This window comes from Mycobacterium sp. E2699 (assembly GCF_001666745.1).
Classification (GTDB): Bacteria; Actinomycetota; Actinomycetes; order Mycobacteriales; family Mycobacteriaceae; genus Mycobacterium.
Genome location: NZ_LZJH01000077.1, coordinates 134,624 through 156,438 on the forward strand (window position 1 = coordinate 134,624; position 21,815 = coordinate 156,438).

The window sequence follows — 21,815 nt, forward strand, 5'->3', positions numbered from 1 at the left end:
TTGGGGCATGTGATGGCGGCGGGACGGCGAAAGTGTGGTTGGGGGTTCCTGGGGGCTGGGCAAGGCGCGATCGATGACAGTGGGGGCATCGTCGCGCCGCTTCGCACCCGTTCCGATGAGTAGGCCGAGGGGCCGGGTGGCATGAACAGCACCCAGGACGACCTCGTCGCCGCGCTCCGGAAATCCCTGAAGGAAAACGAGCGGCTGAAGCGGGAGAACCGCCAGTACCTCGCCCAGATCGCGGAAGGGCCCACCGAGCCGATCGCGGTGGTGGGAATGGCGTGCCGCTACCCGGGCGGCGTGGATTCGCCCGAGGGTCTGTGGGAGGTGGTGGCCGAGGGCCGCGACGTGGTGTCGGAGTTTCCGGCCGACCGGGGCTGGGATCTCAGCGGCCTGTTCGACCCCGATCCCGACGCGGCGGGCAAGTCCTACACGCGCTCCGGCGGGTTTCTGGCCGACGTGGCCGATTTCGACGCCGCGTTCTTCGGGATCGCGCCCAGCGAGGCACTGGCGATGGATCCGCAGCAGCGGCTGCTGTTGGAGGTGTCCTGGGAGGCGTTGGAGCGGGCCGGGATTGATCCCCTCGCGTTGCGGGGCTCGCCGACCGGCGTGTTCGCCGGCGTGTTCCACGGTTCGTACGGCGGCCAGGGGCGGGTGCCGGGAGACCTGGAAAGGTACGGGCTGCGCGGTTCCACCCTGAGCGTGGCCTCGGGCCGGGTGGCCTACGCGCTGGGCCTCGAGGGCCCGGCGGTGTCGGTGGACACGGCGTGTTCGTCGTCGTTGGTGGCCATGCACCTGGCGTCGCAGTCGCTGCGCTCCGGCGAGTGCGACCTGGCGCTGGCCGGCGGTGTGACGGTCATGGCAACCCCGGCGATGTTCATCGAGTTCAGCAGGCAGCGAGCGCTGTCCGCCGACGGCCGGTGCAAGGCGTACGCGGGCGCAGCCGACGGCACGGCGTTCTCCGAGGGCGCGGGTGTGCTGGCGCTGGAGCGGTTGGCCGATGCCCGGCGATTGGGCCATCCGGTGCTGGCCGTGCTGCGTGGATCCGCGGTGAACCAGGACGGCGCGTCCAACGGGTTGGCCACGCCCAACGGGCCGTCTCAGCAGCGGGTGATCCGGGCCGCGCTGGCCAATGCGCGGCTCGGCGCGGCGGAGGTGGACCTGGTCGAGGGCCACGGCACCGGAACCACGCTGGGGGATCCCATCGAGGCCCAGGCGCTGTTGGCGACCTACGGTCAGGACCGGCCGGCGGACCGGCCGCTGTGGCTGGGCTCGATCAAGTCGAACATGGGGCATACCTCGGCGGCCGCGGGCGCGGCCGGGGTGATCAAGCTGGTCCAGGCCATGCGGCATGGTGTGATGCCCGAGACGTTGCACGTCGACGAGCCGACGCCGCACGTGGATTGGTCGGCCGGAGCGGTGTCGTTGTTGACCGAGCCGCGGCCCTGGCCGGTGCAGGACCGGCCGCGGCGCGCGGGGGTGTCGGCGTTCGGGATCAGCGGCACCAACGCGCACGTCATCGTGGAGCAGGCGCCGCTGGAGGCGGAAAATCCCGAGTGCCCCGGCGACGACGCTGCGGCGCCGTGGGTGCTGTCGGCGCGGTCGGCCGACGCGTTGGCCAACCAGGCCGCCCGGCTGCTCGCGCACGTGGAAGCGCATCCGGCCCTGCGCCCGGTGGACGTGGGATGGTCGCTGGTCTCGACGCGGTCGCTGTTCGAGCATCGCGCGGTGGTGGTGGGCGCCGACCGCGACGGGTTGACCGCGGGTTTGGCGAGCCTGGCCGCCGGTGAGCCGGGCTCGGGGGTCGTGGCCGGGCGAGCGCGGGCGCTGGGCAAGACCGTGTTCGTGTTCCCCGGCCAGGGCTCGCAGTGGGCCGGCATGGGGGCCGAATTACTGGACACCTCAACGGTATTCGCCGAACAGCTGCGCCGCTGCGACAAGGCGCTCGCCGAGCACGTCGAGTGGTCGTTGCTCGACGTGATCCGCGGCGTGCCCGGCGCGCCGGGGCTCGATCGGGTCGACGTGGTGCAGCCGGCGCTGTGGGCGGTGATGGTGTCGCTGGCCGGGCTGTGGCGCTCGATGGGTGTCGTTCCCGACGCGGTGATCGGGCACTCGCAGGGCGAGATCGCGGCGGCCTGCGTGGCGGGCGCGCTGTCGCTGGAAGACGCCGCGCGGGTGGTGGCGCTACGCAGCCGGCTGCTGGTGCGCCTGTCCGGTGCGGGCGGCATGGTGTCGCTGGCGTGCGGACCGGCGCGGGCCGGTGAGTTGGTGGCCGCGTGGGGCGACCGGCTGAATATCGCGGCGGTCAACGGCGTTTCGGCGGTGGCCGTGTCGGGCGATGTCGGCGCCTTGGCCGAGCTGATGCGGCGGTGCGAGGCCGAGGACATCCGGGCGCGCAAGATCGACGTCGACTACGCGTCGCACTCCGCTCAGGTCGACGCCATCCGCGAGCCGCTCCTCGAGGCGCTGACCGGCATCGCGCCGCGTCCTTCCGAGATCGCGTTCTTCTCCACCGCGACCGGCGATCTCATGGACGCCGCGGGGTTGGATGCCGACTACTGGTACCGAAGCATCCGCCAGACGGTGCAATTCGAACGAGCGCTGCGCCGCGCCTGCGACGCCGGGCACCGGGTGTTCATCGAAGCCAGCCCGCATCCGGTTCTGATCGCCGGGATCGAGCAGACGCTGGCGGGCCAGGCCGACGACGCGGTCGTCATTCCCTCCCTGGGCCGCGACGACGGTGGGCTGCAACGGTTTTGGCTGTCGGTGGGGCAGGCGCACGTAGCCGGGGTGCACGTGGATTGGGGGTCGGCCCTGGCCGGTGGTCACCGCGTCGACCTGCCGACGTACGGCTTTGTGCGGCGCCGATTTTGGCTCCCGGACGGGTCGACGGGCTCCGGGGATGCGGCGAGCCTGGGCGTGGAGAGTGCCGAGCACGGTTTCCTGCGCGCCGTGGTGGACCGCCCCGATTCCGGTGGGGTGGTCCTGACGGGCCGGTTGTCGGTGGCCGCCCAGCCGTGGCTGGCGGGTCACGCGGTGGCCGGCACCGTGTTGTTCCCGGGCGCCGGGTTCGTCGAGCTGGCCATCCGGGCGGGCGACGAGGTCGGCTGCGGGGCGATCGAGGAGCTGACGCTGTCGGCCCCGTTGGTGTTGCCCGCGGACGGGGCCGTGCAGGTGCAGGTGGTGGTCGACGATGCCGGAGACTCCGCGCACCGCGAGGTGTCGGTGTACTCGCGTGCCGCCCAAGCGGATTCGGAATGGGTGCTGCACGCGCAGGGCCTGCTGAGCGAACGGCCGGTGACGCCGGGCGCGGACCTGTCGGTGTGGCCGCCCGTCGGCGCGACTTCGGTGGACGTCGCCGGCGCGTACGAGCGGCTGGCGGGCCGGGGCTACCAGTACGGTCCGGCGTTTCAGGGCCTGCGGGCCATCTGGCGGCGGGGCGAGGAGCTCTTCGCCGAGGTCGACGTTCCGCAGGACGCCGGCGCTCAGGCCGGCGGCTTCGGGATGCACCCGGTGTTGCTGGACGCCGCGCTGCACGCGCTCGTGGCCGGGGGCGACCAGGCGCAGACGGTGTTGCCCTTCTCGTGGCAGGGTGTGTCGCTGCACGCCGCGGGCGCCGCCCGGGCGCGGGTCCGCATCGCGCCGGCCGGCGCGGACGCGGTGTCGGTGGAGCTTGCCGACGCGACGGGGTTGCCGGTGATGTCGGTGCGGTCGCTGGTGATGAGGCCGGTGTCGCGCCAGCAGCTGTCGGCCGCAGCGGCTCCGGCCGAGGGGTTGCTGGAGGTGGTGTGGTCGCCGATCAGCTTGGGCGCCAACCAGACTGGTGACCACGTCGTGGTCTGGGAACTGGCCGCCACCGGCCCGGACATGGTGGGCTCGGTCCATGCGGCCGCCATCGAGGTGCTGGGAGTGTTGCAGTCCTGGTTGGCCGGCGAGGGGTCCGCGGTGTTGGTGGTCCTCACCCGCGGGGCCGTTGCCCTTGCCGGCGAAGAGGTTTCCGATCTGGCCGGTGCGGCGGTGTGGGGATTGGTGCGGTCGGCCCAGGCCGAGCACCCCGGCCGGGTGGTCCTGGTGGATTCCGACGGCTCGGTGGAGGTGGCGGCGGCGATCCGTTGCGGCGAGCCGCAATTGGTGATTCGCGGCGGTGTGGTCCATGCGGCGCGGCTGGCGCCGGTGGCGGCGGCATCGGTGCTCGAGCTGCCGTCCCGGGGTTGGCGGCTGGACGCCGGGGGCGCGGGCACGCTGGAGGACCTGGTGCTGAATCCGCTCCCGCGGGTGGAGTTGTCGCCCGGGCAGGTGCGGGTGGCCGTCGCCGCGGTCGGCGTGAACTTCCGGGATGTGTTGGTGGCGTTGGGCATGTATCCCGGCGGCGGTCAGCTGGGCGCGGAGGGCGCCGGGGTGGTCACCGGAGTGGGCCCGGGCGTGACCGGGGTTGCCGTCGGCGATTCGGTCATGGGGCTGCTGGGGGTGGTCGGTTCCGAAGCGGTGGTGGACGAACGCCTGGTGGTGCCGGTGCCCCCCGATCTGCCGCTCGTCGAGGCGGCGGGGGTGCCGGTCGTGTTCCTGACCGCGCTGTACGGGCTGTCGGTGCTGGCGGGGCTGCGCGCCGGTGAGCGGGTGCTCGTGCACACCGCCACCGGCGGGGTGGGGATGGCCGCGGTGCAGCTCGCGCGGCATTGGGGTGCGGAGGTCTTCGCCACCGCCAGCCGCGGCAAGTGGGAAACGTTGCGCGCCATGGGCTTCGACGACGACCACATCGGCGACTCGCGCACCCTGGAGTTCGAGGAGAAGTTCCGGGCCGCCACCGGGGGCCGGGGCTTCGACGTGGTGCTCAACTCGCTGGCAGGCGAGTTCACCGATGCGTCGCTGCGGTTGTTGGCCCCAGGCGGGCGCTTCATCGAGATGGGCAAGACCGACCTTCGCGACCCGGCGGCCATCGCCGGGCAATACCCCGGTGTCGCGTACCGGGCGTTCGACCTGATGGAGGCCGGGCCCGAGCGCACCGCGGCGATGCTGGCCGAGGTGCTGCGGCTGCTGCGGGACGGTGCGGTACGCCCGCTGCCGCTCAAGACGTTTGACGTTCGCTGCGCCGCGGCGGCCTACCGGTTCGTCAGCTCCGCCCGCCACATCGGCAAGGTCGCGCTCACGATTCCCGACGGGCCCGCCGGCGTCCTCAGCGGATCCGGCGGGGGGCTGGCCGGGGGCAGCGTCCTGATCACGGGCGGCACCGGCATGGCCGGCTCGGCGCTGGCCCGCCACCTCGTCGAGCGCTACGGGGTGGCCCGGGTTGTGCTGGTCAGCCGCGCCGGCGCGGACGCCCCCGGGGCGGCCGAGCTGGTGGGCCGATTGGAGGACGCGGGGGCCCGGGTGTCCGTGGTGGCCTGCGACGTGGCCGATCGCGAAGCCGCGGCGGGGATGCTCGCGCAGCTACCCGCGGACTACCCGTTGCGCGCGGTCGTCCACGCCGCCGGGGTGCTCGACGACGGGTTGATCTCCTCGTTGACCGCCGACCGGGTCGATGCGGTGTTGCGGGCGAAGGTCGACGGCGCCTGGAATCTGCACGAGCTCACCAAAGACCTGAATCTGTCGGCGTTCGTGGTGTTTTCGTCGATGGCCGGGATCGTCGGCACCCCTGGACAGGCCAATTACGCGGCGGCCAACAGCTTCCTGGACGGCCTGATCGCGCATCGACGCGCGGGCGGGCTTCCGGGCTTGTCGGTGGCGTGGGGGCTGTGGGAACAGGCCTCGGCGATGACGGCCCACCTCGGCGAGCGGGACAAAGCCCGGATGAGCCGCATCGGGTTGGCGGCCCTGTCCACCGAGCAGGCGCTGGAGTCCTTCGATATCGCCATGCTGGTCGACCGCCCGGTGGTGGTGGCGGTGCGGGTGGATCGAATGGCCTTGTCCGACAACGCCGCCGGGCTGCCGCCCTTGTTGCGGGCGTTGGCGGCCCGCCCCACGCGCCGCGTCGTCACGGACACCGATCACACCCCGTCGACGACGGGCCTCAAGGCGCGCCTGCACGGGTTGAGCCCCGAGGCGCGCCGGCGCGAATTGGTCGACCTGGTCCGCGCCAACGCCGCGACCGTGCTGGGGCTGCCCAGCGGCGCCGACATCGCCGCCGACCGCGCGTTCCAGGAACTCGGGTTCGACTCCCTGACCGCGGTGGAGCTGCGCAACCGCCTCAAAGCGGCGGCCGGCCTTACGCTCTCGCCCACCCTGATCTTCGACTACCCCACGCCTGCGATCCTTGCCGACCACCTCGGCGCGGAACTGGCCGGCACCGCGGACGGGCCCGCCCTGGTGTCCCGCTTCGACGACATCGTCCGCGAATTGCAGGCCCTGCTGGGCTCACCCGACTGCAAGCCCGACGACAAGCTGCAGCTGAGCGCCCGCATCCAGCACCTGCTCGCCACCCTGACACCTACCGACGGCCCCGACCCCGAACACCTTGACGACGATCTCCACGCCGCCGACGAAAGCGAACTCTTCGCGATCCTCGACGAAGAACTCGGCCGCGACTGAACCAGGAATGACCCAGCGATGACCACGCCGAGCACCGAAAAGCACGTCGATTACCTCAAGCGCCTGACCGCGGACCTGCGGCGGGCGCGGCGACGGATCGCCGAGCTCGAGGGCAAGCTGTCCGAGCCGGTGGCCGTGGTCGGCATGGCGTGCCGCTACGCCGGCGGGGTGGATTCGCCGGAAGCCTTGTGGCAGCTGGTCGCCGAAGGCCGCGACGCGGTGTCCGATTTTCCCGCCGACCGCGGCTGGGAGGTCGACGCGCTGTACGACCCGGACCCCGACGCGCCGGGCAAGATGTACACGCGCCAGGGCAGCTTCTTGCGGAACGCCGGCGACTTCGACGCCGGATTCTTCGGCGTCGGTCCCAGCGAGGCGCTGGCGATGGACCCGCAGCAACGACTCATGCTCGAGGTGTCGTGGGAAGCGTTGGAACGGGCCGGGATCGACCCGTTGTCGTTGCGCGGCTCGCCAACCGGGGTGTTCGCCGGGGTCATCCACGCCGGCTACGGCGGTGAGGTCAAGGGCGAGCTGGAGGGCTACGGGCTCACCGGCTCCACGCTGAGCGTGGCATCGGGCCGGGTGTCCTACGTCTTGGGCCTGGAAGGGCCGGCGGTGTCCGTGGATACCGCGTGCTCGTCGTCATTGGTGGCCATGCACCTGGCGGCGCACTCGCTGCGCAGCGGGGAGTGCGATCTCGCGCTGGCCGGCGGCGTGACGGTCATGGCCACACCGGCCGCATTCGTGGAGTTCAGTCGGCAGCGGGCGCTGGCCCCCGACGGCCGGTGCAAGGTGTACGCCGGCGCCGCCGACGGCACGTCGTGGTCGGAGGGCGCCGGGGTGCTGGTGCTCGAGCGGCTGGCCGACGCGCGCCGGCTCGGCCATCCGGTGCTGGCGGTGCTGGCCGGATCCGCGGTGAACCAGGACGGCGCCTCCAACGGCCTGACCGCCCCCAACGGGCCGTCACAGCAGCGGGTGATCCGCGCCGCGCTGGCCGACGCCGGACTGACCGCGGCGGACGTGGACGTCGTCGAGGGACACGGCACCGGAACCGTGTTGGGCGATCCCATCGAGGCGCAAGCGCTGTTGGCAACCTACGGGCAGGACCGGCCCGCGGACCGGCCGTTGTGGCTGGGGTCGATCAAGTCCAACATCGGTCACACGTCCGCCGCGGCCGGGGTGGCCGGGGTGATCAAGATGGTGCAGGCGATGCGCCACGAGCTGATGCCGCAGACGCTGCACGTGGATGTGCCGACGCCGCACGTCGATTGGTCCGCGGGCGCGGTGTCGGTGCTCACCGAGCCGCGGGCCTGGAAGTCCGAGCCGGCAACGAATGCGCCGCGGCGGGCCGGGGTGTCGTCGTTCGGGATCAGCGGGACCAACGCGCACGTGATCATCGAGGAGCCGCCCACCACGCCGGAAAGCGCGGCGCCGCAACGCGACACCGCCGATCCCGTCATCCCGTGGGTGGTGTCGGCCCGTTCGGAGCCGGCGCTGGCCGATCAGGCGGCGCGGCTCGCGGCGCACGTGGACGCGGACCCGGGCCTGGACGTCGTCGACGTCGGCTGGTCGCTGGCTACCACGCGGTCGGCCTTCGAGCACCGGGCGGTGCTGGTCGGCAGCGACCGCGGGGCCCTGATGGAGGAGTTGGCGGGTCTGGCGTCCGGGCGTCCGGGCGCCGCGACGGTGGTGGGCAGCGCGCGGTCGGTGGGCAAGACCGCGTTCATGTTCCCCGGCCAGGGTTCGCAGCGGTTGGGGATGGGCGCGGCGCTGTACGGGCGCTTCCCGGAATTCGCCCGCGCCTTCGACGAGGCCGCCGAAGCACTGGACGGTCACTTGCGGTTGCCGCTGCGCCAGGTGATCTGGGGCACCGACCCGGAGTTGTTGGAGAGCACCGAGTTTGCGCAGCCCGCCCTGTTCGCCCTCGAGGTCGCGCTGGCGGCCTTGTGGCGGTCCTGGGGTGTGGTGCCCGACGTTGTGATGGGCCATTCGGTGGGCGAGCTGGCCGCGGCGCACGTGGCCGGGGTTTTGTCGCTGGCCGACGCGGCGAGCGTGGTGGCGGCGCGGGGCCGGTTGATGGCGCGGTTGCCCGCCGGCGGGGTGATGGTGGCCGTCGCCGCCACCGAGTCCGAAGTGGCTCCGCTGCTGACCGGGGGCGTGAGCATTGCGGCGCTGAACGGCCCTGAATCGGTGGTGGTTTCGGGTGAACGGGCCGCGGTCGACGCGGTGGTGGACCAGCTCGCGGAGCGGGGTCGTCGCGTGCACCGGCTGGCGGTGTCGCACGCGTTTCACTCACCGCTGATGGATCCGATGATCGACGACTTCGCCTCGGCGCTGGACGGTATCTCGGCCGGTGCGCCGCGGATCGCGTTGGTGTCCAACCTGACCGGGCAGCTGGCCGGCCCGGGGTATGGGTCGGCGGCGTACTGGCTGGCGCATGTGCGCGAGCCGGTGCGGTTCGTCGACGGGGTGCGGTCGGCCGAGTCGCTGGGCGCGACGGTTTTCGTGGAGGTGGGTCCCGGCGCGGCCCTGACGGCATCGCTGCCTGCGTCTCTGACCGCCGAACCGGCGGCGTCGGTGATCACGATCGCCAAAGACCGCCCCGAAATCGATTCCGCACTGCACGCCGCCGGCGGCCTCTACGTCATCGGCGTAGGCATCGACTGGGCCGCGGCGTATGACGGCCTCGGCGCCCGGCGGGTCGCGTTGCCCACGTACGCCTTCCAGCGGCGCCGGTTTTGGCTCCCGGCCGAGCTGGTCGGGTCGACCGACGTGAGCACCTCGGGGCTGGCCGGGGCGGAACACGGCTTGTTGGGTGCGGTGGTGGAGCGGCCCGATTCGGGAGGGGTAGTGCTGACGGGCCGGCTGTCGACCGCCGCCCAGCCGTGGCTGACCGACCACGCGGTGGCCGGCATGGTGCTGTTTCCCGGTGCCGGCTTCGTCGAGCTGGTGCTGCGCGCCGGCGACGAGGTCGGCTGTTCGGTGATCGAGGAGTTGACGTTGTCGGCGCCGCTGGTGCTGCCGACGGCCGGCGCGGCACGCGTGCAGGTGGTGGTGGGTGCCGCCGGAGCAGCGGGGCGCCGGGCGGTATCGGTGTATTCGGCCGGCGCTCAACCGAATTCGGGCTGGCTGCTGCACGCTGAGGGCGAGTTGAGCGCTGGCCCGGCGGAGCCGGTCGCCGATCTGTCGGTGTGGCCGCCGGTAGGGGCGACGGCCGTCGACGTGACCGGGGGCTACGAGCGGTTGGCCGAGCTGGGCTACGAGTACGGCCCGGCCTTCCGCGGCCTGCGAGCGATGTGGCGGCGCGACCGGGAGATCTACGCCGAAGTCGCGGTGCCCGCCGGTGTCACGGTCGCCGGCTACGGGATACATCCGGTGCTGCTGGATGCGGCGCTGCATGCGCTGGGCATCGGCGACCCACACGCCCGGGCCGCCTTGCCGTTCTCCTGGCAGGGCGTGTGCTTGCACGCGGCCGGGGCGTCGCGGCTGCGGGTGCGGTTGGCCCCGGTGGGCGCGGGCGCGGTGGCGGTGGAGCTGGCCGATCCGGCTGGCTTACCGGTGTTGTCGGTGCGGGAGCTGGTGCTTCGGCCGGTGTCGGCCGAGCAGCTGTCGGCGGGCGCGGCCCGTACCGGCGGCGGGGGCCTGTTCCAGCCGGCCTGGTCACCGGTGCCGTTCCAGCCCAACGGCATCGGCGAGGCCACTGTGGTGTGGGAGCCGGGCTCGCAGAACGGCGCCGGCCTGCCGGGTTCGGTGTACGCGGCCACGCGCGAGGCGTTGGGGGTGTTGCAGTCCTGGCTGGGCGGTGACGGGCCGGGCGTGCTGGTCGTGCTGACCCGCGGGGCGGTGGCGTTCGGCGACGAGGACGTCACGGATCCCGCGGCCGCTGCGGTGTGGGGGTTGGTCCGTTCGGCGCAGGCCGAGCACCCGGGCCGGGTGGTGCTGGTGGATTCGGACGGGTCGGTCGACGTCGACGCCGTGATCGCCGGTGGCGAACCGCAGGTGGTCGTGCGCGCGGGCGAGGTGTATGCGGCGCGGTTGGTGCCGGCTGACGCCGGCTCGACGTTGGCCCTGCCGCCGGGGGAGTGGCGGTTGGCGGCCGGCGACGCGGGCACGCTGGAAGACCTGGTGGCGCGGCCCGAGCCGCGGGCGGAGGTGGCGCCCGGACACGTGCGGGTGTCGGTGGCCGCGGTCGGGGTGAACTTCCGGGATGTGTTGGTGGCGTTGGGAATGTACCCCGGCGCCGCCGAGTTGGGCGCGGAGGGCGCCGGGGTGGTCACCGAGGTGGGTCAGGGCGTGACCGCGTTGGCCGTCGGCGACGCCGTGACGGGGATCCTCGGGCTGGCGGGCTCCGAAGCGGTGGTGGACGAGCGCCTGGTGGTGCGGGTGCCGCCGGAGTGGTCGCTGGCCGAGGCGGCGGGGATGCCGGTGGTGTTCCTGACCGCGCTGTACGGGTTGTCGGATCTGGCGGGGCTGCGCGCCGGCGAGCGGGTGCTGGTCCACGCCGCCGCGGGCGGGGTCGGGATGGCCGCGGTGCAGTTGGCGCGGCACTGGGGCGCGGAGGTTTTCGCCACCGCCAGTCGCGGTAAGTGGGACACGCTGCGGGCCATGGGGTTTGATGACGACCACATCGGCGACTCGCGCACCCTCGAGTTCGAGGAGAAGTTCCGGTCCGCCACCGGCGGGGCCGGCGTTCATGTGGTGCTCAACTCGCTGGCGGGCGATTTCACCGATGCGTCCCTGCGGTTGCTGGTTCCGGGCGGGCGCTTCATCGAGATGGGCAAGACCGACCTTCGCGATCCGGCGGCGATCGCCGGGCAATATCCCGGCGTGGCGTACCGGGCGTTCGACCTGATGGAGGCCGGACCCGACCGCATCGCGGCGATGCTGGCCGAACTGGTGAGCCTGTTCGCCGCCGGCTCGCTGACGCCGTTGCCCGTCAAGGCTTTCGACGTGCGGCACGCCACGGAGGCGTACCGCTTTGTCAGCCAGGCCCGCCACACCGGCAAGGTGGTGCTCACCCTGCCCGACGGCCCGGGCGGCCTGGCCGGGGGTACGGCGCTGATCACCGGCGGTACCGGCATGGCCGGTTCGGCCCTGGCCCGTCACCTGGTCGAGCGGTATCGGGTGTCGCACCTGATGCTGGTGAGCCGCGGGGGTGAGCGGGCCGACGGCGCCGCCGAACTCGCGGCGGAGTTGCGGGAAGCCGGCGCATCGGTGTCGGTGGTGGCCTGTGACGTCGGCGACCGCGACGCGGTGGCGGGATTGCTGGCGGCGGTGCCCTCGGATCGTCCGCTGCGGGGCGTCTTCCACGCCGCGGGCGTCCTCGACGACGGGCTGATCGCCTCGCTGACCCCCGACCGGCTGGACACGGTGCTGCGGGCGAAGGTCGCCGGGGCCTGGAACCTGCACGAGCTCACCAAGGACCTGAACGTGCCCGCGTTCGTGATGTTTTCGTCCATGGCGGGCATCGTCGGGGCGCCCGGCCAGGGTAACTACGCGGCGGCCAACAGCTTCCTCGACGGGCTCGCGTCCTACCGGCGCGCGCAGGGATTGGCCGGATTGTCGGTGGCGTGGGGGCTCTGGGAAGAAGCCAGCGCCATGACGCGCCACCTCGGGGACAAGGACCGGGCCCGCATGAGCCGATCCGGGCTGGCACCGTTGTCCAGCCGGCAGGCGATGCAGCTCCTCGATGACGCGCTGGCGGCCGACCGCCCGGTGCTGGTGGCCGCGCGGCTGGACACCGCGGCGATGGGTGACGGCGCGATGCTGCCGCCGATCCTGCGCGGGCTGGCCACCCGCCGCTCGCGGCGCGTCATCGCCGATGCCGCCACGACGGCGGCCTCGACATCGGAGTTGCGTGCGCGACTGCACGGGCTCACCGCGGAACAGCGGCACCGCGAGCTCGTCGACGTGGTGTGCGGCAACGCCGCCACCGTCCTCGGCCACGCCACCGCGGACGTCAACGCCGACAGCGCTTTTCAGGACCTCGGGTTCGACTCGCTGACGGCGGTGGAACTGCGCAACCGCCTCAAGACGGCGACCGGGCTCACGATGGCGCCCACCGTCATCTTCGACCACCCGACACCGTCCGCACTGGCCGAGCACCTCGACGCCCAACTGGCCGAAACACCCGTCGACGACCGGCCCGACCGCATGGCCCGTTTCAACGACGTCGCGCGCGAACTGCAGGCGCTGATCGACCAACCGGGCTGGAGCCCCGACGAGAAAGCACGGCTGACCGCCCGGATCGAAACGCTGCTGGCCGCCTCGAGCGCCCCGGTCCCTGAGCTGGATCCCGGTGAGCTTTTCGACGACAGCCTCGACACCGCGACCGAAAGCGAGCTGTTCGCCATCCTGGACGAAGAAGTCGGGCCCTGACCCGTGCCAGCGACAGCCATCGCCGTCATCGGGCTCGCCTGCCGATTCCCGGGAGCCGGTAGCCCGGGCGACTTTTGGCGCCTGCTCCGCGACGGCGCCGAAGCCACCGCGTTGCCCGGTGACGTCGCCGAGTTCGACGCCGACTTCTTCAACGTCTCGCCGCGCGAGGCGGCCGCGATGGACCCCCGCCAGCGGCTCGCGCTCGAGCTGGCGTGGGAGGTCCTCGAAGACGCCTTCATCGTGCCGGAAACCCTGCGCGGGCAACCCGTCGCCGTGTACCTGGGCGCGATGAACGACGACTACGGCGTGCTGACGGTCGCCCAGGAAATCGATCACCACTCCTTCGCCGGGATCAGCCGGGCGATGATCGCGAACCGGATCTCTTACGCGCTGGGGCTGCGCGGCCCGAGCTTGACCGTCGACTCGGGCCAATCGTCGTCGCTGGTGGCGGTGCACCTCGCGTGTGAAAGCATCCGCACCGGCGACTCGACCCAGGCCATCGCCGGCGGCGTCCACCTCAATCTGGCCGGCGAAACCGCCCTGCTGGAAACGGAATTCGGCGCGGTGTCCGCTTCGGGTCACACCTATGCGTTCGACGCCCGCGCCGACGGCTACGTGCGAAGCGAGGGCGGCGGGCTGGTGCTCCTGAAGCCGTTGCCGGCCGCCCTCGACGACGGGGACCGGATCCGCGCGGTCATTCGCGGCAGCGCGGTCGGCAACGCCGGGCACAGCGCGGCCGCGCAGACGGTGCCGTCGGTGCCCGGTGAGGTCGACGTCATCCGGCGCGCGTTGCGGACCGCCGGCCTCGACGCCGGGCAGCTGCAGTACGTCGAGGCCCACGGCACCGGAACCGAAATCGGCGATTCGGTGGAGGCGACGGCGCTGGGCGAGGTTTTCGGCGGACGACCCCGTGATCCGCTGGGCCTGGGATCCGTGAAGACCAACATCGGTCACGCCGGCAGCGCTGCGGGCATCGCGGGTTTGCTCAAGACCGTTCTCGCGATCGAAAACGCCGCCATCCCGGCAAGTCTCAACTATGCCGGCCCCGCTCCGGGTATCGATCCGAAGAGCCTGGGGCTGCGCGTCAATTCCGCGCTGGCCCCCTGGCCGGCGGGCGAGGGACCGCGGCGGGCGGGGGTGTCCTCGTTCGGCATGGGCGGCACCAACGCGCACGTCATCGTCGAACAGGCGCCCGCGCCCCCGAAAAGCGCCGCGTGTGACCATGACTGGGCGCCGACGGCGTGGGTGCTGTCGGCCCGTTCGGAACGGGCGCTGGCCAATCAGGCCGCGCGGCTGCTGGCCCACGTGGCCGACGACACAGGGCTGGACCCCGGCGATGTGGCATGGTCGCTGGCGACGACGCGGTCGGTGTTCGAGCAACGGGCGGTGCTGGTGGGTGCCGACCGTGCGGCCCTCACGGCGGGATTGGCGGGATTGGCTTCGGGAAAGGCGCACCCCGAGGTGCTGGTGGGCCGTTCACGCGGCGCGGGCAAGACGGCGTTCGTGTTTCCCGGACAGGGCGCTCAGTACGTCGCGATGGGTGCGCAGTTGTACGGCCGGTTCCCCGCATTCGCGCGGGCTTTCGACGAGGCCGCCGAGGCGTTGGACGAGCACCTGCGGCTGCCGCTGCGCGGTGTGATGTGGGGAGACGACGCAAAGCTGTTGGACAACACCGAATTCGCCCAGCCGGCGTTGTTCGCCATCGAGCATGCGCTGGCGGAATTGTTGGGGGACTGGGGTGTCGTCCCCGATGTGGTGATGGGCCATTCGGTGGGCGAGATCGCCGCGGCGCACCTGGCGGGGGTGTTGTCGCTCGCCGACGCGGCCAAGCTGGTGGCCGCCCGCGGCCGGCTGATGGCCGGGCTGCCCGCCGGCGGTGTGATGATCGCGGTCTCGGCCGGCGAGGCGGACGTGACCCCCTTGCTGACCGACGGACTGGCGATCGCGGCGGTCAACGGCCCGGACGCGGTGGTGATCTCGGGCGCGCACGCCCCGGCCGGCGCGGTCGCGGACACCCTGGCACGGCGGGGCAGGCGAGTGCATCGGCTGGCGGTCTCGCACGCGTTTCACTCGCCCCTGATGGAGCCGATGATCGATGAATTCGCCGCCGTGGTGGCCGATCTGTCGTCGGCCAAGTCACGAATTCCGTTGGTGTCCAACGTGTCCGGAGAGTTCGCGGGGCCTGGATATGGGTCGGCGCACTACTGGATTGAGCATGTGCGCAATCCGGTGCGTTTCGCCGATGGGGTACGCGCGGCCGAGTCGCGGGGTGCCGCCGTGTTCGTCGAGGTCGGTCCCGGCGGCGGCCTCGGCGCCGCGGTGGAGCAATCCCTGATCACCGAGCATCCCGTGGCGGTGGTCACGCTCGCCAAAGACCGCCCGGAAGCCGAAGCGCTGCTCACCGCGGGCGGCCGGCTGTTCACCGCCGGCGTGGCGGTGCGGTGGGGCGCCGCGCTGCGGCGCGGCCAGCGCGTACCGCTGCCGACCTACGGCTTTGCGCGCCAACGGTTCTGGTTGGGCGCCCGCACGGACAAGCCATCGCCGGTGGCGTCCAGGCCGGCCGAATTGGCCGAACGCCTGCGCCGGGTGCCGCGCCACGAGCAGCGCCGCGAACTGGTCGAACTCGTGTGCGGGCACGCGGCGCGCGTGCTGGGACATTCCGATAGCCGCGCCGTCGACGCCGAACGCGCATTCCAAGACCTCGGGTTCGATTCCCTGACCGGGGTCGAATTGCGCAACCGCCTCAAAGCGGACACGGGGCTGGCACTGTCGCGCACCCTGGTTTTCGATTATCCAAACCCGGCGGTATTGGCCGAGCACCTCGCTCAACAACTGCTGGGCGACGGCGCAGACTCCGATGACGAAAAGTTCTGGGCCGCGCTGCGAAAGATTCCGCTCGGTGAACTGCGCAGGACGGGGCTGCTCGACAAGTTATTGCTGTTGGCCGGCGATCCGGAGAAATCGCTTGCGGATTCCGCGGTTGCCGATGACACGATCGACTCGCTGAGCCCCGAAGCGCTGGTCGCGATGGCACTCGACACCGACGAAACCGGTGGCGTTTGAATGATGAAACACCCGCCGGCGGAATTGATCGAAAAACGTGGCCGGCGCGCGCAATTAGACAGATGTTGAATATCAACCAGATTGCGATGTCGCGTGGAAGCTTTTAAGCTTTTCGACGGTGCCGAGGAATCTCAGCCACCGATGCGTGGGTCTTCATCGGGTCGCGACCTAAAAGGGTAATGAGCATGAGCGTTATCGCGGGCGTCTTCGGCGCGCTGCCGCCGCATCGGTATAGCCAAAGCGAGATCACCGACCAATTCGTCGAGTTTCCCGGATTGAAGGAACACGAGGAGATCGTTCGGCGTCTGCACGCGGCCGCGAAGGTCAACAGCCGCCATTTCGTCCTGCCGTTGGAGCGCTACCCGACGCTGACCGAGTTCGGCGAAGCCAACGAGATCTTCATCGACGCCGCCGTGGACCTGGGCTGCGAGGCGCTGCTGGGGGCGCTGGACGAGGCCGGACTGGAAGTCGGAGACATCGACCTGATCGTCACCACCACCGTCACGGGCGTCGCGGTGCCGTCGCTGGACGCCCGGATCGCCGGACGGCTCGGCCTGAAACCGGACGTGCGCCGGATGCCGCTGTTCGGCCTGGGCTGCGTGGCCGGTGCCGCCGGGGTGGCCAGGCTGCACGACTACCTGCGGGGCGATCCCGACGGCGTGGCGGTGCTGGTCTCGGTCGAGCTCTGCTCGCTGACCTACCCGGCCGTCAAGCCGACCGTGTCCGGCCTGGTCGGCAGCGCGCTCTTCGGCGACGGCGCGGCGGCGGTGGTGGCCGTCGGCGAACGCCGCGCCGCGCAGGTTCGGGCCGGTGGTCCGGACATCATCGACTCGCGCAGCCGCCTCTACCCCGAATCGCTGCACATCATGGGCTGGAACGTCAATTCCTCGGGGCTCCAGCTGGTCCTGTCGCCCGAGCTGACGAAGGTCATCGACCGCTACCTGGCCGACGACGTCAAAGGGTTCCTCGCCACGCACGGGCTGACCAAGGACGACATCGGCGCCTGGGTGAGCCATCCGGGCGGTCCCAAGGTGATCGACGCCATCAGCAGGAACCTCGAGCTCGGCCCCGACGCGCTGGAGCTGACCTGGCGCTCGCTGGGTGAGATCGCCAACCTGTCGTCGGCCTCGGTGCTGCATGTCCTGCGCGACACCATCGCCAAGCCGCCGCCCAGCGGCAGCCCCGGACTGATGCTGGCGATGGGTCCCGGATTCTGCTCCGAATTGGTGCTACTGCGCTGGCACTAGATCGATGGTGGCTTCCCGCCGCGCCCGGCGGCGCCGCGCTTGCGATCAGCCACTAGATCGATTGGTGGCTTCCCGCCGCGCCCGGCGGCGCCGCGCTTGCGATCAGCCACGAGATCGATTGGTGGCTTCCCGCCGCGCCCGGCTACGAGTCCAGGAACCGCTGAACGACCTCGGTCAGGATCCGGCCGCCGCGGGTGTTGAGATGAACGCCGTCGATGTGAAACTCCCACCCGTTCATTCGCGAAATCTCGTCGAAGCTGCGCCGTAGGATCGTCTCCCGGACCAGGTAGTCGCGGTATAACGACCCGAAGGAAAACCGGGTGAACGGCTTCGCCGTCCCCGCGCGGTCCAGCTCTTCGACGAACGCCTCATGGAAGGCGATGTAGTCCGTCCCCTCGCGCGACGAGACGTCCCGGATGACGTCCGCGTAGGCGGCGAACAGCTCGTTCAGCCGGGACTGGACCGGATCCACCGAATGGGGGTCTTCGCCCACCGGCGCGAGGGAGCTCAGCGCGATCCTCGCCTCGGTCTCGCGCCGCAGCCTGCGGGTGATCAGGTGCAGGTTGTCCCGGAATCGCTGCACCGTGGGCTCGTGCGGCAGCCCCTTCCAGACCCGCACTCCCCTGCGGAAATTCGGAAAGACGCTCGCCAGGATGTCGTTCGTGCCGATCAGGACGATGACCCGATCGGGCCGGATGTCGATCACGCGGGGCAGACGCCGCACAACGTCGAAGGACAGGTCGCCGCCCACCCCGAGGTTGACGAACCGGAACCGGCTGTTCTGCGGCCGGCGCGCCAGTTCGGGGATCCACGGGTAGGTCCCCTTGGACGCGGTGGTGCTGGACCCGACGCACGCCACCGTCTCTGAGCCGTCCCGGCCGGAATTCACGGTTCGATTATTCGAGTAGCTCCGAGAGCTCCAGCCAGCGGCTCTCGGTGGCGGCGACCTCCCGTTCCAGGCCGCGCAATTCTCCCGTGAGCCGCGTCAGGCCGACGTGGTCGGACTGGTCGTGGTCGGCGAGCTCGTGGTGTTTGGCCGCGATCCGCTCGGCCAGCCGCGTCAGCTGGCGGTCGACGGCGGCCAGCTCCTTCTCGGCGGTGCGTCGCCGCGCCCCCGACATGGCTGCGGGAGCGGGCTCGCCCCGCGGGCGCTCGGGAGCGACCGGACGGTGCGCCGCCAGCCGCAGGTACTCGTCGATCCCGCCCGGCAGGTGCCGCAGCCGGCCGTCGAGGATCGCGTACTGCTGATCGGTGACCCGCTCGAGCAGGTAGCGGTCGTGCGAGACGACGATCAGGGTGCCCGGCCACGAGTCGAGCAGGTCCTCCACGGCGGTCAGCATGTCGGTGTCGACGTCGTTGGTGGGCTCGTCGAGGAGCAGCACGTTTGGCTCGGCAAGCAGTGTGAGCATCAGCTGCAGCCGCCGGCGCTGACCTCCGGACAGGTCGCCGACGCGCGCGGACAGCTGGCCGCGCCCGAACCCGAGCCGCTCCAGCAGCTGGGCCGGCGTCACCTCGCGGCCGTCGACCTCGTAGCCGCCGCGCAGCCCGCCCAGCACGTCGGCGATCCGGTCGCCGGCGAGCGCGGCCAGCTCCTCGCCCCGCTGGTCCAGCACGGCCAGCCGAACCGTCTTGCCGCGCTTGACGCGCCCGGTGTCCGGCGTGACGGTTCCGGCGATCAGCCCCAGCAGCGTCGACTTGCCGGCGCCGTTGGCCCCGACGATCCCGGTGCGTTCGCCCGGCGCGATCCGCCATTCGACGTCGCGCAGCACGGGCCGGCCGCCAAACGAGACCGACACGTCGAGCAGGTCGATGACATCCTTGCCGAGCCGCGCCGTCGCCAGCTTGGCCAGCTCGACGGTGTTGCGCAGCGGCGGCACGTCGGCGATCAGCTGGTTGGCGGCCTCGATCCGGAACCTGGGCTTGGAGGTGCGCGCCGGCGGTCCCCGGCGCAGCCACGCCAGCTCCTTGCGCATCAGGTTCTGCCGCTTGGCCTCGGTGGCGGCGGCCACCCGGTCGCGCTCGACGCGCTGCAGCACGTAGGCGGCGTAGCCGCCCTCGAACGGCTCGACGATCCCGTCGTGCACCTCCCACGTCGTGGTCGCGACCTCGTCGAGGAACCAGCGGTCGTGCGTCACCAGCAACAGCCCGCCGGTGTTGCGCGCCCAGCGGTCCCGCAGGTGGCCGGCCAGCCAGGTGATGCCCTCGATGTCCAGGTGGTTGGTGGGCTCGTCGAGGGCGATCACGTCCCACTCGCCGATCAGCAGCCGGGCCAGCTGGACGCGGCGACGCTGCCCGCCGGACAGCGTGTCGACCGTGGCCTCCCACGCGATGTCGGACACCAGCCCGCCGACCACGTCGCGCACCCGCGCGTCACCCGCCCACTGGTGCTCGGGCGCCCCGCCGACCAGCGTCCAGCCCACGGTGTGCCCGGGGTCGAGGGTGTCGGCCTGGCTCAGCGCGCTGACCCGCAGCCCGCTGCGGCGGGTGACCCGGCCGGCGTCGGGCGGCAACTGGCCGGTCAGCAGGCCCAACAGGCTGGATTTGCCGTCGCCGTTGCGCCCGACGATGCCGATGCGCGCGCCGTCGTCGACGCCCAGGGTGACCGACTCGAACACCAGCTGATTCGGGTATTCCAGGCGTACGCCCTCGGCTCCCAGTAGGTGCGCCACCCGGCAATTATTGGAGGGTCAGCAGCGCGTGGTCGACGTGGGTTCGGGTGTCGGGCGAGGCCTTGCCCGCCACGGCGTCCAGGAAGCGGGTGGCGAGGTCCCGAACCTTCAGGTTGGTCTCCTGCGAACGCCAGACCAGGATGTCGAACGCGCGCTCCGCGGAGATGCCGTAGGCGGCCATGAGCACGCCCTTCGCCTGTTCGATCCGGGCGCGGGCGTCGGCCACCGCCTCCAGGACGTTGGTGATGTCGGTGTGCAGCGAGTCCGTGACGTCGACGTAGAAACCCGAGGTGCCGGCCAGCGCGCCCTTGTCGTCGACCATCCGGTCACCCGCGACGACGACGCAGCGGGTCTGTCCGGCGGTGTCGATGATCCGGTGCCGGCTGCTGAACGGCTTGCCCTTGAGCACGTGGTCCAGGACGGCCGCGACGCGCTCCCGGTCCTCGGGGTGCTTGTGCTGCAACAACAATTCCGTAGTGGGCTCGACCTGTCCCGGCTCGTAGCCGTGCATGCGCGCGACGGCGTCCGACCATTCCCAGCGCTGGCCGTCGAGGAAGAACCGGAACCGGCCCACGCGCTGCGGCTCGCCCAACCCCAGCACCATGTCGACCGCGCCCAGCTCCTGTTCCTCGACCACATCGGACATGAGTGCCTCGGAGGGTGCCGCGCGCTCGGCCTCCCCGTTGCGACGCTCGGCCGTCTCATCGTCGAAGTTCACACTCATCGCCTGTCTCCCCGGACTGCCTTGATGCTTGTTGCATATCAATGCCCGTTTTCAGGCAGCTTCATGCACGGGTTTACGACGCGCGGCGGCTCCTCAGCCGACCCGGTACTCCTCGGCGTCGCGGTGTTTGAACTCCAGCCCCAGGCCGGGCCGGTGCTGATCGGGCCGCAGCGCCCCGCCGTCGGGCGGCAGGGCCCCGTCGAAGAGCATGTGCTCGATGCGGTGGTGGTCGTGGAAGTACTCCAGGTGCCGCAGGTTGGGAATCGCGGCGGCGATGTGGGCATGCAGGTTGGGCGCGCAGTGCCCCGAAACGTCGACGTTGTGCGCGGCGGCGACGGCCGCGGCCCGCAGCCAGTCGGTGATGCCGCCGCAACGGGTGACGTCGATCTGCAGGCAGTCCACCGCCTCGGCGGACAGCATGCGGCGGAAATAGTTCAGGTCGTAGCCGTATTCGCCGGCGGTGACATCCGGGGTCACCTGGTCGCGCACCTCCCGCAGCCCGGCGAGGTCGTCGGACGACACGGGCTCTTCGAACCAGGTCACGTCGTGGTCGGCCATGGCGTGGGCGACCCGGATCGCCTGCTTGCGGCGGTAGCCGCCGTTGGCGTCGACGTACAGTTCGGTGTCGGGGCCGATCACCTTGCGCGCCAGCGCGATTCGGTCGAGGTCTCGGCGCTCGTCGGAACCCGACGACTCACCGATCTTGATCTTCACGCGGGGGATCTTCCACGTGTCGACCCAGCGCTCCAGTTGGGTGCGGGTCTCGCGCTCGTCGTAGGTGGTGAAGCCGCCGCTGCCGTAGATCGGCACGTCCGGGCGCGCCACGCCGAGCAGGCGGCACACCGGGAGTTCGAGGAGCTTTCCCTTGAGGTCCCACAGCGCGGTGTCGACCGCCGAGATCGCGCAGGAGACCAGGCCCGGGCGGCCGCTGTTGCGGATCGCCCGGACCATCGACTCCCAGGCGCCGGGGATGTCGAGGGCGCTGTGTCCCTTGACCGCGCCGGCGAGCGGCCCGGTGATCAGCTCGCGGCAGGCGCCGGCGGCATAGGTGTAGCCCAGCCCGCGGCGGCCGCCCGCGACCACCTCGGCCAGGACCAGCGTGGTCGAAGACCACGCGAACGTGCCGTCGGCTTCCGGTGCGTCGGTGGGGATTTCGTACGCCTGCGCCGTGACCTCGTCGATGCAGGCGTCGCCCCGCGTGCTTGGTGACAT

The 21,815-nt window shown here is 71.6% G+C and carries 7 protein-coding genes and 1 pseudogene; 4 read left to right on the forward strand and 4 right to left on the reverse strand.

Features of this window, described 5'->3' with window-relative positions:
* Positions 1-141: 141 nt before the first annotated feature.
* The 4 genes and pseudogenes from A5696_RS12510 to A5696_RS12525 all read left to right on the forward strand — a co-directional run bounded on the left by A5696_RS12510 (position 142) and on the right by A5696_RS12525 (position 17,210).
* Complete coding sequence (locus tag A5696_RS12510; protein WP_067878637.1) at positions 142-6,525, forward strand: type I polyketide synthase; 6,384 nt, start codon at positions 142-144, stop codon at positions 6,523-6,525.
* A 33-nt stretch (positions 6,526-6,558) separates the two neighbouring features.
* Positions 6,559-12,900, forward strand: a pseudogene (locus tag A5696_RS12515) (SDR family NAD(P)-dependent oxidoreductase); the annotation flags it as partial.
* A gap of 3 nt (positions 12,901-12,903) precedes the next feature.
* On the forward strand, positions 12,904-15,963 hold the full coding sequence (locus tag A5696_RS12520) for a type I polyketide synthase (protein WP_067878643.1): 3,060 nt from the start codon (positions 12,904-12,906) through the stop codon (positions 15,961-15,963).
* Positions 15,964-16,148: 185 nt separating this feature from the next.
* On the forward strand, positions 16,149-17,210 hold the full coding sequence (locus tag A5696_RS12525; protein WP_067879172.1) for a type III polyketide synthase: 1,062 nt from the start codon (positions 16,149-16,151) through the stop codon (positions 17,208-17,210).
* Between the two features lie 142 nt (positions 17,211-17,352).
* Here A5696_RS12525 and A5696_RS12530 read toward each other — a convergent pair whose 3' ends face one another.
* From A5696_RS12530 to A5696_RS12545, 4 genes are all read right to left on the reverse strand, one after another.
* On the reverse strand, positions 17,353-18,099 hold the full coding sequence (locus A5696_RS12530) for a GDSL-type esterase/lipase family protein (protein WP_067878646.1): 747 nt from the start codon (positions 18,097-18,099) through the stop codon (positions 17,353-17,355).
* A gap of 7 nt (positions 18,100-18,106) precedes the next feature.
* A complete protein-coding gene (locus A5696_RS12535) occupies positions 18,107-19,879 on the reverse strand; it encodes an ABC-F family ATP-binding cassette domain-containing protein (protein ID WP_067878649.1) in 1,773 nt (590 codons plus the stop codon).
* Positions 19,880-19,886: 7 nt separating this feature from the next.
* The gene (locus tag A5696_RS12540; RefSeq protein WP_067878652.1) at positions 19,887-20,603 is read right to left on the reverse strand and encodes a PAS and ANTAR domain-containing protein; all 717 of its coding nucleotides are present in this window, start codon (positions 20,601-20,603) and stop codon (positions 19,887-19,889) included.
* A 93-nt stretch (positions 20,604-20,696) separates the two neighbouring features.
* Positions 20,697-21,815 (reverse strand): enolase C-terminal domain-like protein, encoded by a 1,119-nt coding sequence (locus tag A5696_RS12545; protein ID WP_067878655.1) that lies wholly within the window; start codon positions 21,813-21,815, stop codon positions 20,697-20,699.